Below are 13,920 nucleotides of genomic sequence, written 5' to 3'. Positions count from 1 at the left end.
GGAGTGATTACGATTAAAAACATACACTATGAAAAAAATTATAAATACTTCAAAGGCTCCTGCACCAATTGGACCATACAACCAAGCAATACTAACTGGAAATACCCTATATACATCAGGTCAGATAGCTATAGACCCAAAAACAAATGAATTGATAAAGGGTTCCATAGAAGACGAAACGACTCAGGTTATGGAAAATTTGAAAGCTGTTTTGGCAGAGGCTGGAATGACGTTTGAAAATGTTGTTAAAACCTCGATATTCATAAGTGATATGAACAACTTCTCAAAAATTAATGCCGTTTACAGTACCTATTTTGATGAATCCTATGCACCAGCACGCGAGACGGTAGAGGTTTCTAGCTTACCAAAGTTTGTAAATGTTGAGATAAGTATGATTGCCATAGTTTAAATACTTAAAGACACCATTGTTTTGAAATTTAAACGAGAGGAACTACGAGATTTTCTGGACGCTAAAGTAGAATTATACAATAATCCTAAATTCATAGAATCTGACCCTATTCAGGTACCACATATATTTTCAAAAAAAGAAGATATTGAAATAATTGGATACTTAACAGCTACAATAGCTTGGGGCAACCGCAAAAGCATTATTACCAATGCTAATAAAATGGCTGAGTTGCTTGACTATTCGCCTTTTGAATTTGTGATGAAACACCAAAACTCTGATTTGCAGAAACTAGAAGGTTTTGTGCATCGTACTTTTAATGATCAAGACTTTAAACAATTTATAAAAAGCTTATATCATATCTATAAAAATCATGGTGGTTTGGAGTCAGTTTTTGAAAAGTATGCTACAAAAGATTCGTTACAGTTAAGTATACACAAATTCAAAGCGCATTTCTTTGAAATAAATCACTTAGCACGAACACAAAAGCATGTCAGTGACCCTTTGAAGAATTCAGCTGCAAAGCGAATAAATATGTTCTTGAGATGGATGATACGCAATGATAATAATGGTGTTGACTTTGGCTTATGGTCACGTATTAAGCCATCACAACTAAGCTGCCCCTTAGACGTACATTCCGGCAATGTTGCCCGTAAGCTTGGCTTACTTAAAAGAAAACAAAATGATGCTAAGGCACTTGCTGAACTAGATAAAAATCTCAGAAAACTAGACCCGATAGATCCTGTAAAATACGACTTCGCTCTTTTTGGATTAGGTGTATTTGAAGCGTTTTAACTTCATATTTTTATTACCCCTAAAAACAAAAGCTTGACCCATTAAATGATGTCACTATTTTTATAGTTTTTAAGTATGGAAAGCCTAATTACTCAATTCTATAAATATGTTTTATTGAAATCCCATGACCATCTTTAGTATCTTTACCTTCTAATAAAATTGCGATAATGAAAAAACTCCTTCTTTTATTCATCCTAGCTATCTCATTGTGCCAGGCTCAAAACTTACAAATTCCAATTGATACAAGCTACATTACAACCAACTCTATTAAAATTAAGGGGAAAACTATAGATTATAAGGCCGAGACCGGTTTTCAACCTGTTTGGGATAATAGCGGAATAGTAATTGCATCACTAAATTACACCTATTATAAGCGCACCAATGACTCTAAAGCAAATAAGAGACCACTATTGTTTTCATTTAATGGTGGACCAGGATCTGCTTCAGTTTGGATGCATCTTGCTTACACTGGTCCTAAAATTTTAAATATTGATGATGAAGGCTACCCTATACAACCCTATGGTGTTAAAGATAATTCAAACTCCATTCTTGATATTGCTGATATAGTTTACGTAAATCCTGTTAATACAGGATACTCAAGAAAAATTGCCAATAAAGAGGGTAAATTACCAGAAGACGAACTTTTTTTCGGAATCAACGCGGATATTGAGTATCTCGCGGGTTGGATGAATACTTTTGTAACCCGTCATAACCGCTGGGAATCGCCGAAATTCATAATTGGTGAGAGTTACGGGGGAACTCGAGTTATGGGATTAGCTTTAGAATTACAAAACCGACAGTGGATGTATCTTAACGGTGTTATCATGGTGTCTCCAGCAGACTATAAAGTCCTGCGCGTGGGTGGTCCCCTATCCTCGAGTTTAAATCTTCCTTATTATACTGCTGCAGCTTGGTATCATAAAATGTTATCTCCAGAATTACAATCTAAAGATTTATTGGATATCTTACCGGAAGCTGAATCTTTTGCTATAAATAAACTAATGCCCGCATTGGCAAAAGGTGGCTTCATATCTAATCCTAAACGACAAGAAATTGCAGAAGAGATGAGCTTTTATTCAGGCCTTTCTTCAAAAGTGATTCTTCAGCAAAATTTGGATGTCCCCAACCGCTTTTTCTGGAAAGAACTTTTGCGCAATAAATCTGGAATGACCATTGGTCGTTTGGACTCTAGATATTTAGGAATAGATAAAGTTGAAACAGGCTCAAGTCCAGAATACAACTCAGAAATTAGCTCATGGCTGCATTCATTTACACCTGCAATTAACTATTATATGGCCAATGAACTAGGGCTCAAAACAGATATAAAGTATAACGTGTTTGGTAATGTTGGAGATTGGGATAGAAGTTATGATAATGTAAGAGATAACTTGAGACAAGCTATGGCACAAAACCCTTATCTTAAAGTCTTAACACAATCTGGTTATTATGATGGTGCCACCACCTATTTTTCGGCCAAATACTCGCAATGGCAAATTGATCCTAGCGGAAAATTTAAAGATCGTTTTTCGTTTAAAGGTTATCGCAGTGGCCACATGATGTATCTTCGAAATGAGGATTTGATAAAAGCCAATGACGATTTGCGTGAATTTATTGAAAGTGCTTTACCCAAAGGAAAATCAGCAAAATACTAACAAAAAAGGCTTTCCAAATGAAAGCCTTTTTTGTTATGACAATATAAGTTTCTAACCTTTTAACCAGGCTTTGCGTAAAGCTATTTGGTCTGCCGAAGCATTCTCATCTTCAATTAAGCCTTCTGCCTCTGCAGTTGCCTCAGTCAACACTGTTTTTATTGAAATCGTTTCTCCGTTTCTATTCAATTCTACGTCTATCTCCTCTCCTTCTTGCCAACTGAACATGCCTGTAATAATCTCCTGGGCATTCATTAAAGTTAAATCTTTGCCATTGACCTTCTTAATAACATCTCCAGTTTTTATACCTTGGGAAGCCCAAAAAGAATTTTTCAAAGCCATTTCCGAAAAGAATATTTCACCTTTCTGAGGGTCTGCATCAAAAATGATATTTTGGCCTCCTGCAAAAATATAATTTGTAGGAGCTTCAGATGTGCCGTAAGTTAAGCCAACCATTTCAAAAAACTCATCATAATTGATTGGTACATCACCCTCAACATGAGTTTTAAAAAACTCACCAATACTTGGGTAGGTCATTGAAGTTATCTCATCAATAATTTTATCGTCTTCAAAAGGTTTATTCTTACCATATTTGTTTGACAATTCTTTCATAAGCGAAAGCATACTGCGTTGACCCTTGCTTTCCTTACGCATTAGAATGTCAATGCACATCCCAATTAAGGCACCCTTCATGTAAACATTGTAATAGTTTGATGCGTATGGTTCTTCCAAAACATTTTCACTCATAATGGTAAAGCTCATTGCATCGTCCAAATTCTTGGAAATGTTAATTTTTTGAATGATCGAGTTGTAAAACTGATTATTGTCAATTAGGCCTTCGTAAACCTGAAAATGTTGTGCAAAGTATTCAGTTACGCCTTCGTACATCCATAAATGCTTTGAAAATGTTGGCTTATTGTAATCAAAATAGTGCACATCCTCAGAATGTACTGATAATGGTGTTACGATATGGAAAAATTCGTGGGCAACAACATCTACCATTTGAGCTTTTAAGCCTTCTAAGGAGCTATCCTCTGGAAAAACTACAACCGTTGAGGTGTGGTGCTCTAGAGCACCAAACCCTTTTGGAGAGGTTTCATCTCCTCGTGAAAGGTAGACATAGATATCGTATCTAGGTGTAGAGTTAATATCTCCTAAGTAGGCCTTTTGAGCCTCCATCATTTCATATACCGTTTCTTTTAGACTTGATGCTGTGTGTTGCTTTGTTGGAGAGTACAAGCTCAACACTATTTTAATATCACCAACCATAAATTCCTCAACATCTAGTTTACCATACATCATAGGGTTATCAGTAATCTCAAAATATCTTGGTGCATAATAGCTACTTGTAATCGAAGCCCCGTCCTCCGATGTTCTTGTGCCTTTAGTTTCTAAGGCAGATGTTCTTATGAAATCTGCAGGAGCGGTAATATCTAAAGTATAAGTACTATTCTTCAAAGAATCGAAATAACCGACAAATCCGTGAAGATTTAAAACGTAGTTTTCAGGTTCTATATTAGTTCCTGCTGGTGAAAAGGGCTGTTCACCCTGTATACCACCCGAGGTTTCAATATCAAAGGTATCATTTACAAAATATTCTATCCTATCGAGCTTGGTAGCATCAGTAATAGTCCATGAATTAGTATCTATTTTAGTCACCTGTAAAGTATTGCCCTCGTAATCTATCGCCTTAAAATCATCAACATATTTTCCAAAATCACTTACAGAATACGTGCCTTGGACTACTCTTGGGAGTCTATACGTTACTGTTTCTTTTGTAAATCTTCCTGGATTAATTGTCACGGGTACTTTATCGTCTGTTACTTCAGAAAGATTAAGACTTGTTACGATTGGGTTACTAACGGCCAAATCATCAATTGTTTGTTTTGCAGAACCACAACCTACTAAAACAATGCTGAGACTAAATAGGGCTAAAAACTTCTTCATTTTTTTAAATTATTTTTCTAAATGTCGCACAAAACTACGACCTGTTACGCCTTATAATCTAAAGGTTTTGTTAAATTCGTTTCGTGTCAAGTCCTGTTATTAGCATATTAATCCCTTTTAAAAATACGTCACATTACATAAGAGAATGTATAGAATCAATTCGTAATCAGAATTATACAGATTGGGAAGCCATTTTTATTAATGATCACTCAAATGATAGCTCACAAGATATTGTAAGGAGTTATAGCGAATACGATACCAGAATTAGGCTTTTTCCAAATGAAGGATCAGGTATAATTAATGCCTTAAGAACAGCATATCTTTTTTCTTCGGGTGATTATATCACAAGAATGGACAGCGATGATATAATGATGACCGATAGACTTTTACATATGTTAAACGATTTAAAAGCTTATGGCAAAAGGCACTTGTCCGTAGGGATGGTCAAATATTTTAGAGAGGATGGCGTAAGTGACGGTTATGCTAGATATGAAAAATGGATCAATGGTCTAACAAAAACAGGCAAAAATTACTCAGAAATTTATAAGGAATGTGTTATTCCATCACCATGTTGGATGCTTCACAGAGATGATTTTGATTTATGTGGCGGTTTTAAACCAAATATTTACCCCGAAGATTACGACCTAACGTTTAGGTTTTATAAAGCAGGTTTTAAGTGTATTCCATGCAATAAGGTATTACTGCACTGGAGGGATTACAGCAACCGAACTTCAAGAACACACGAACATTATGCTCAAAACTATTTTTTAGATATTAAAGTGCGTTATTTCTTAGAATTAGATTACGACAGCACAAGACCATTGACAGTTTGGGGAGCTGGAACTAAGGGTAAGACAATAGCCAAATTATTATTAAAGAATAATATCCCCTTTTTTTGGATATGTGATAATCCAAAAAAAATTACCAAAAAAATTTACGAACAAAAGTTATTAAGTTTTGAGTATTTAAAAGAACTACATAATCCGCAAAGCATTGTAACAGTGGCCAATGAAGATGCGCAATCCGAAATTAAAGACTATTTTAAAAAGCGTCAAATGATATCAATGCAAGATTATTTTTTTTTCTGTTAAATTTCTCCAAAGTGCATTATTGTTATCACCATTCATTTTCTATATTTGAAACGCTTTACACGTCAAGAAGGAATGCAGTTTAAACATCCAGAATTACTTTACGCTCTCTTTATACTAATAATTCCTATTCTTATTCACCTATTCCAGTTAAGGCGTTTCCAGAAAGTTGAATTCACGAATGTAAAGTTTTTGAAATCGGTAAATCTGCAAACCCGAAAAAGTTCTCAAATTAAAAAATGGCTTACACTTATAACCCGGCTGCTATTAACAGCTTCTATTGTTTTAGCCTTTTCACAACCATTTATTCCAAAAACTAACAATTTTAACGAAAAGCAAGAAACTGTTATTTATTTAGATAATTCCTTTAGCATGCAAGCAAAAGGACAAAACGGTTCCTTACTTAACGAAACTATACAAGATGTCATTAATACTATTCCTGAAGACGAAACCTTAAGCTTATTTACTAACGACAAAACATTTGCAAATACGAGTATTAAGGCTATTAAAAACGAGCTAATTAATCTTAATTTCACTCCTATTCAATTAAACTATGATGCCGCACTCCTGAAGGGCAAACAGTTATTCTCAAATGAAACAAATACAGAAAAAAATTTGGTTTTGGTTTCAGATTTTCAAGTTAAAAATGGGCTAACTAATATTGAAACTGATAGTGCTTATAATCTTAGTTTTGTTCAGCCGAAGTCTAATTTAAAAGCCAATGTCAGTATTGACAGTGTTTACGTTGAAAACACAAATGCTGAAACCATAGACTTAACAGTTAATCTTAAAAATTATGGAGAGCCATTAGAAAACGTAAGTGTTTCTTTGTTTAACAATGACGAATTGCTCGCAAAAACTGCTGTTCGTATAAACGATGAAGCAAAAACAACCTTTACAGTGTCTAACAATACAAAAATAAACGGAAGGCTAGAGCTGGAAGATATTGGGCTTCAATATGATAATAGTTTTTATTTTAATATTGAACAAAAACCTAAGATTAAAGTATTAGTAATTAATGAAAATTCTAATAGCGCGTTCTTAAATCGAGTTTATACCGAAGACGAATTTGAATATAGTGCCTACCAGCTTGATGCACTAAATTATAATATAATAAAAGAGCAAAATTTAATAATAGTTAATGAGTTGAAATCATTGTCTAATGCACTTATAACGGCCTTAGTCGATTTTAAAAAAGACGGAGGCAGTATTTTAATTATACCTTCAAATAATATAATATTAAATACTTATAATCAGTTATTTGATAATATAAGTATATCTAGTTATGATATCAATATGCAATCAAATAAACGGTTAACCACAATAAACTATGACCATCCACTTTTAGCTAATTCATTTTATGCTAGAGTAAATAATTTTCAATATCCTCGAATAGACAATACCTACAAGTTTAACAACAATGTAAATGGCATTTTGTTTTTCGAGGATGGTAGTGTGTTTTTACAAGGGATAAAAAATGGTTTTGCTTTCTCATCCTCATTAAATAATGATAATACTAATTTTAAAAACTCACCTCTCATTGTTCCCGTACTTTATAATATCGGACTGCAAAGTTTAAAACTTCCAAAACTCTATTACAAATTAGGACAACCAAATGCAGTAGCAATTGAAACTGCAATTGGGCAAGATGATATATTGAGCCTTCACAAAAACGAATTAGTTATTATTCCGCCACAAAAATCCTACAGTAGAACTGTAACCTTAGAAATCGGTGAATATCCTGATAGCGCTGGCATTTTTCAGGTGAAAAATGGTGATGCAGTACTTCAAAACATAAGTTTTAACTATAGTAGAGATGAAAGCAATACGAATTATTTAAACTTAGAATCTTTTGGAAATATTAATACCCATACAAGTCTTGCAAATACCATAAAAAGCATAAAAAGTAATGCAAATGTTAATGCCCTATGGAAATGGTTTGTTATTTTTGCGCTGATATTTCTAATTATAGAATTGCTCATTTTAAAATATCTTAAATGAACGCACTCCTAAAATCTGCAACAGTGGTTGATTCAAAAAGTGATTTTCACAACCAGACTGTTGATATTTTAATTGAAAAAAGTCGTATCACTAAGATTTCAAAAAGAATTTCCAATCCTAATAACTACAAAGAAGTTAAGCTAGCAAACCTCCATGTGTCATCTGGATGGTTTGATAGTAGTGTCTCATTTGGTGAACCTGGTTTTGAAGAAAGAGAAACAATTTCAAATGGTTTAAAAACCGCAGCAAATTCGGGTTTTACTGCAATTGCGCTAAATCCAAATACACAGCCGGTTTTGGACAGTTATGCTGATATCACTTTTGTGAAATCAAAAGCTGATGGCGCAGCGACCTCCTTGTTACCAATTGGAGCTTTAACAAAAAATAGTGAAGGTACCGATTTAGCAGAACTTTATGACATGGGTAATGCCGGTGCAGTAGCATTTTACGATTATCAAAAACCAATAGCAAATCCAAATTTGGCTAAAATTGCTTTACAGTACGCAAGCAATTTTAACGGTCTAATCTGTTCGTTTCCACAAGAAACTAAAATTTCAAGTTTAGGTGTCGTGAATGAACATGTTAACAGCACAAAGTTGGGCCTGAAAGGCAATCCTAATTTAGCGGAAGAATTGCAAATTATAAGGGATTTGTTTTTATTAGAATACACAGAGGGAAAATTGCATATCCCAACTATATCCACTGCTAAATCTGTTGAACTGATACGAGAGGCAAAAGCGAAAAAGCTTGATGTAACGTGTAGTGTAGCAATCCACAACCTTATTTTAACTGATGACACTCTTAAGGATTTTGATACTAATTTTAAAGTATTGCCACCATTACGGACTCAAAAGGATTGTGATGCCTTAATTGAAGGCTTAAAAGATGGCACAATAGATATGGTAACTTCAGATCACAATCCAATTGATATTGAGAATAAGAAAGTTGAATTTGACTATGCCAAATACGGTACAATTGGTTTAGAATCTGCCTTTGGCGCACTTCAAACAATTTTCACAACAAAACAAACCATAGCGTTATTAACCAAAGGAAAATCTAGGTTTGGAGTTTCAGAAAACTCTATTAATGTTGGTGAAACAGCAAATTTGAGCCTATTTAATCCCGATGAAACATACACTTTTTCGATATCTAACATCTCGTCTAAATCAAAAAACAGTGCCTTCATAAATAAAGAACTAAAAGGTCTAGTCTACGGGATAATTTCTAATAGCAAAATTATCTTATAAAATGAATGCAAATGCCCCAGAAAATGGCAAAACGTTAGCTGTAGTTGCCTATATTACAATTATTGGTGTTTTAATTGCCTTTTTTATGAATCAAGAAAAGCAAAATAAACTAACCGCATTTCACGTTAGGCAAAGTCTTGGGCTATGGCTGCTATACTTTATTTTAGGTTATGTAATTAGCGGTTTTGATAGTTGGATGCTCACCTACAGTTTCTGGATTTTCTTCGCTGTTTTATTCGTTTACGGTATTTTAGGTGCTGTCTCTGGCAAATTAAATAGTATTCCTATTTTAGGCGATGTCTTTCAAAAAATATTCAAGTCTTTGGGCAACTAACTGATTATGACAGATTTATTTTACGTTAAAAAACCTTCAAGCTTAACAACCAATGCGCCCTTATTGATTATGTGCCACGGCTACGGAAGTGATGAAAATGATTTATTCTCATTTGCTCAAGAACTCCCAAAAGAATTTTTCATAATTTCATTACGTGCACCATACAGGATGCAACCTTTTGGCAATGCATGGTATGCTATTAATTTTGATGCCGAAAAAGGCAAATGGAGCAATAATGAGCAAGCGCACAATTCTGTAGAATTGATTTCAGACTTTATAGACTATGCCTGCACCAAATATCCTGTAAATCCCAATAATGTTACACTTTTAGGTTTTAGTCAAGGTACGATTTTAAGCTATTCTGTTGCTCTAAATCACCCTGATAAAGTAAAAAACATTGTTGCGCTTAGTGGCTATATAAATGAAGATTTATTACCTGAAAGTTTAAATAAAGATCATTACAAACACTTAAATTTCTTTTGTTCGCACGGATTTGCAGATCAGGTTATTCCTGTTGAATGGGCAAGAAAAGCACCAGAATTTCTTCATAGATTAGATATTAATCATACTTATAAAGAATATCCGGTTGGGCACGGTGTTGCTCCTCAAAATTTTCATGATTTTAAAAATTGGCTAGAGCAATATATTTAGTACTGTACAGGATACATGAGATACTCAACCAATTTATATTTTAAGTCGTTGTTCTCATCAATTTCATAAGTAACAAATATCTCGCCCCAGTTTTGTGAATCTGTGAAATCTGCAATAAGCCATTTATGATTTAATATCCTTACTTTATTTATAACCATTTTAGATTCTGTCATAGAAACATAAGGTACAATTGGGTGGTCTTCACCTTTATAATTATTCATACTATATAGTCCGTCAATAATGGCAGGAATTAATTCTTCTGTTTTGTAACCCATATCTTCAAAATAGGTCAACGCAGCTTCATTACCTTCAATATTAAAATGAGCAAGCTCATAATTGTTCTCCTCTAATGTAGCAAGCCTCTGTTCTTGTTCTAATATATTTGTTTTATATGCCTGAATATCATTTTCATACTTATCAATGATATTTTTTGAGTTTACATATTGAAAAACAATTAGTAAAACAGAAAACAAAAACAGATACATAAAAATCCTATTCTTCATTATTTATTTGTATTTGTAAGTTATCGTAAGCTAAATAGACGTTTTCAGGAAGTTTTGGTTGTACCTCGTCATGAAAACCCATATGATGACTAATATGTGTTAAATAAGCACGTTTTGGGTTTGCTTTTTCAATAAAATCTAAAGCCTCTTCGAGATTAAAATGGGACATATGAGGTTCTTGACGCAAAGCATTCACGACTAAAACATCTAAATTTTTTAGTTTTAAAATCTCCTCATCCGGAACGGTCTTCATATCGGTGAGATAGGCAAAGTCTTTAAATCTAAACCCAAATACTTGGAGTTTATAATGAAAGCCTTCAATGGGTATGACGTAAAGATTACCAGCCATAAATGGTTTGTTACTTATTTCATTCTTAATTACGCTTGGGACTCCGGGATATTTTGCCTCAGACGTAAAAATATAGTCAAATCGCTTTTCTAAAGCCTTAAAAACGCGCTTATGAGCATACAAGGGTATATCACCTTGCCTAAAAAAGAAAGGCCTAATGTCATCTAGACCCATAGTGTGGTCTGCATGTTCATGAGTAAAAATGATACCATCGATTCTTGAAACCTGAGCATTTAGCATTTGCTGTCTAAAATCAGGGCCACAGTCAACTACAAAAACATGGTCTTCCCATTCAACAAGAACAGAAACTCTTAATCTTTTATCTTTTGGGTTTGTACTTAAGCAAACAGGATGTGTACTGCCAATAATTGGTATTCCTTGGGACGTACCAGTTCCTAAAAATGTTACTGTCAAGACTGTTAAGTTTAAGACAAAAATAATGCAATTTTTTTGTTTAATACCTTAAAATAGTACCTTTACAACATAAAGAAGAACCCAAATTCTATGGAAGACATAAGGTACAAAGGTGACTTTGATTTAGAAAATATACCTTCATTAAATGACAAGGCTCTAAGGATAAATCTGAACAAAGATATTTACGGCACTTTCGCTGAAATTGGAGCAGGACAAGAAACTGTACGTCAATTCTTTAGAGCTGGCGGTGCATCAGGTACTATTGCAAAAACCATGTCTGCCTATGATAAAGACTTCAGTGATGCCATTTATGGTATTGAAGATGATAAAAGATATGTCACTGAAGCACGATTAAGGAAAATGCTTAATCATGAGGTTAATCTTATAGAACAACGGATTACAAGAGTAAAACATCCTAATAAAATATTTTTCTCTTATGCCAATACAGTTGCAACTATAGATTTTGCAAAAAAATATAAAGGGCATGGATGGGTTGGTATTAAATATCAGGTAGCACCAGACCAGGAATACAACGACATCGTTTTACATTTAAGATTTAAGGAAAATGATGCCAGACTTCAACAAGAAACTTTGGGTAAATTGGGTGTTAACCTAATTTATGGTGCGTTTTACAAATACAATCAACCACGTAAATTATTACGTTACCTCTATGATCATCTAGATAAAGACCAATTAGAAATTGACACAATTAATTTCTCAGGCCCAATATTTAAAGATGTAGACAATAGATTAATGAGTTTACAATTGGTTAAAAATGGGATGACTGATGCCGTGATGTTTGCTCCAGATGGGAATAATGTATTGCCTGCTCGAGTTCTTTACAAGAAAAACATCCTTGCATTAAGAGGAAGTTTTAGACCCGTCACAAAGGTAAATATGGATATGCTTGAAAAGTCATATGAAATGTTTATCAAAGAAAATAAGGTCGAAAAGGAAAGAACGCAAGTAATTTTTGAAATTACCCTATCAAATCTTAGAGCAGAAGGTGAAATAGACGAACAAGATTTTATGGATAGAGCACGTCTACTCTGTTCTCTAGGTCAAACGGTACTTATATCTAATTTCCAGGAATACTATAAACTAGTAGAATATTTCTCTCAATATACCAAGGCTAGAATGGGATTGGCAATAGGTGTTAACAACCTTGTCGATATTTTTGATGAAAAATATTACCGCCATTTAAGCGGTGGTATTCTCGAAGCTTTTGGTAAGTTATTCTACAAAGACTTACGTGTTTATCTGTATCCACTAGAAAATAAAGATGGTAGTCTTACTACGAGCGAAAATTTAAAAGTCCATCCTCGTATGAAAGAACTGTACAAATTCTTTAAGTACAATGGTAAAGTTGTAGACATTATTGATTTCGACCCATCGATATTGGGAATTTTTTCAAGAGATGTACTTCAGAAAATAGCAAATGGCGAATCTGGCTGGGAAGAGATGTTACCTGAAGGAGTTTCAAAGCTAATTAAAGAACAAGCCTTGTTCGGTTGCGAAACAGAAGAAGTACTGCGATAGGCTGCTTACTGCATAATTACATTTTACTTTCTTTCTTTCTTTGTTTTTATTAATAATTCTTGATTTTAAACTAAAAAATCAAGAACTAATTACTAATTTCATGCGGAACATTTTAGAATTTAATAATGAAAAACGCATCATACGCCCTTGTAATTTCAATAGCTTCTTTAGTACTCTCCTGTGCAGACGGAAGTAAAGCCAGCTTTAAATCTAGTGGCAATTTTATTTCTCAAGTTACCGATACTGATCAATGGAAACTGGTCTGGTCAGACGAATTTGTAATTGACTCTATAAATACTAAAAATTGGAATTACCAGGTGTTGCCTGCTGGACAATTTAATGGAGAATGGCAAAGTTATACTAGCAGTAGTAGTAACGCATACATTGAAAACGAATGTTTAGTTATTGAAGCAGTGCACGAGAGTGAAACACATGGGTTTAATCAATATACTTCTGCACGTTTAAATACTGCCAATAAGCAAAGTTGGCAATATGGTAAAATTGAAGCACGAATAAAGTTGCCAAAGGGAAAAGGCATTTGGCCAGCATTTTGGATGTTAGGAGCGAATATTAATGAAAATGGTGGTGATACACCATGGCCTTTTTGCGGAGAAATTGATATTTTAGAATTGTATGGTACCAAAAATGACGCTGTTGTTGAAGCCAACCTGCATTATGCAGATCAAAATGATTCACACACTATGATGGGTGCTGTTCCTTACAAATTGAAAGAAGGTATTTTTGCAGACAATTTTCATGTCTTTGGACTAGAATGGGACAAAAACAATATAAGTTGGTTTGTTGATGGCAAGAAATATACATCAACTTCAATTACTAGTGAGGAAAGATCTGAGTTTCATAATGAGTTTTTTATTTTACTTAATCTTGCTGTTGGCGGAAATTATGCCGGTCGTCCTGACGAAACAACATCATTTCCGCAAAAAATGTTAGTTGATTGGGTAAGAGTTTATCAAAAAAATATCGACAACTAAGAAAT

General features: G+C 33.9%; 13 protein-coding genes. 10 read left to right on the top strand and 3 right to left on the bottom strand.

The annotated features are described in order from the left end of the window. Positions 1 to 28 precede the first annotated feature (28 nt). From LBU54_RS13025 to LBU54_RS13015, 3 genes are all read left to right on the top strand, one after another. Entirely contained in the window at positions 29 to 409 is a 381-nt protein-coding gene (locus LBU54_RS13025; RefSeq protein ID WP_224530583.1) for a RidA family protein, read from the top strand. Between the two features lie 21 nt (positions 410 to 430). Then, positions 431 to 1,201 (top strand): TIGR02757 family protein, encoded by a 771-nt coding sequence (locus LBU54_RS13020; protein ID WP_224530580.1) that lies wholly within the window; start codon positions 431 to 433, stop codon positions 1,199 to 1,201. A 167-nt stretch (positions 1,202 to 1,368) separates the two neighbouring features. After that, entirely contained in the window at positions 1,369 to 2,853 is a 1,485-nt protein-coding gene (locus LBU54_RS13015; protein WP_224530577.1) for a S10 family peptidase, read from the top strand. Positions 2,854 to 2,904: 51 nt separating this feature from the next. Here the strand turns inward: LBU54_RS13015 and LBU54_RS13010 are convergent, their stop codons facing one another. Further along, on the bottom strand, positions 2,905 to 4,797 hold the full coding sequence (locus LBU54_RS13010; protein WP_224530574.1) for a M61 family metallopeptidase: 1,893 nt from the start codon (positions 4,795 to 4,797) through the stop codon (positions 2,905 to 2,907). Positions 4,798 to 4,880: 83 nt separating this feature from the next. On the opposite strand from LBU54_RS13010, the gene LBU54_RS13005 reads away from it, so the two are divergent. The 5 genes from LBU54_RS13005 to LBU54_RS12985 are packed head-to-tail and all read left to right on the top strand — an operon-like array spanning position 4,881 to position 10,118. Then, positions 4,881 to 5,888, top strand: a complete 1,008-nt coding sequence (locus LBU54_RS13005) for a glycosyltransferase family 2 protein (RefSeq protein ID WP_224530563.1) — start codon at positions 4,881 to 4,883, stop codon at positions 5,886 to 5,888. 45 nt (positions 5,889 to 5,933) lie between these two features. Then, the gene (locus LBU54_RS13000) at positions 5,934 to 7,886 is read left to right on the top strand and encodes a BatA domain-containing protein (RefSeq protein ID WP_224530561.1); all 1,953 of its coding nucleotides are present in this window, start codon (positions 5,934 to 5,936) and stop codon (positions 7,884 to 7,886) included. Continuing rightward, the gene (locus LBU54_RS12995; protein ID WP_224530551.1) at positions 7,883 to 9,133 is read left to right on the top strand and encodes a dihydroorotase; all 1,251 of its coding nucleotides are present in this window, start codon (positions 7,883 to 7,885) and stop codon (positions 9,131 to 9,133) included. Before LBU54_RS13000 ends, LBU54_RS12995 begins: the two co-directional genes overlap by 4 nt. 1 nt (position 9,134) lies before the next feature. Further along, positions 9,135 to 9,467, top strand: coding sequence for a hypothetical protein (locus tag LBU54_RS12990; protein WP_224530549.1), 333 nt, complete (start codon positions 9,135 to 9,137; stop codon positions 9,465 to 9,467). A 6-nt stretch (positions 9,468 to 9,473) separates the two neighbouring features. Next, entirely contained in the window at positions 9,474 to 10,118 is a 645-nt protein-coding gene (locus LBU54_RS12985; RefSeq protein WP_224530548.1) for an alpha/beta hydrolase, read from the top strand. On the opposite strand, the gene LBU54_RS12980 is transcribed toward LBU54_RS12985, so the two are convergent. Both LBU54_RS12980 and LBU54_RS12975 read right to left on the bottom strand, forming a co-directional pair. After that, positions 10,115 to 10,621, bottom strand: a complete 507-nt coding sequence (locus LBU54_RS12980) for a hydrolase (RefSeq protein WP_224530546.1) — start codon at positions 10,619 to 10,621, stop codon at positions 10,115 to 10,117. The two genes, LBU54_RS12985 and LBU54_RS12980, sit on opposite strands and share 4 nt — an antisense overlap. Next, a complete protein-coding gene (locus LBU54_RS12975) occupies positions 10,611 to 11,384 on the bottom strand; it encodes an MBL fold metallo-hydrolase (protein ID WP_224530545.1) in 774 nt (257 codons plus the stop codon). Before LBU54_RS12975 ends, LBU54_RS12980 begins: the two co-directional genes overlap by 11 nt. Before the next feature lie 90 nt (positions 11,385 to 11,474). Between LBU54_RS12975 and LBU54_RS12970 the strand changes: the two genes are divergently transcribed. Continuing rightward, the gene (locus LBU54_RS12970) at positions 11,475 to 12,923 is read left to right on the top strand and encodes a TonB-dependent receptor (protein ID WP_224530544.1); all 1,449 of its coding nucleotides are present in this window, start codon (positions 11,475 to 11,477) and stop codon (positions 12,921 to 12,923) included. A 125-nt stretch (positions 12,924 to 13,048) separates the two neighbouring features. Further along, entirely contained in the window at positions 13,049 to 13,915 is an 867-nt protein-coding gene (locus LBU54_RS12965; protein WP_224530543.1) for a glycoside hydrolase family 16 protein, read from the top strand. Positions 13,916 to 13,920 lie beyond the last annotated feature (5 nt).

Origin of the sequence: Winogradskyella alexanderae (genome assembly GCF_020166335.1) — a bacterium.
Classification (GTDB): domain Bacteria; phylum Bacteroidota; class Bacteroidia; order Flavobacteriales; family Flavobacteriaceae; genus Winogradskyella; species Winogradskyella alexanderae.
The sequence above is the reverse complement of the archived record's forward strand: the minus strand, read 5'-3'. Positions and strand labels throughout refer to the sequence as shown.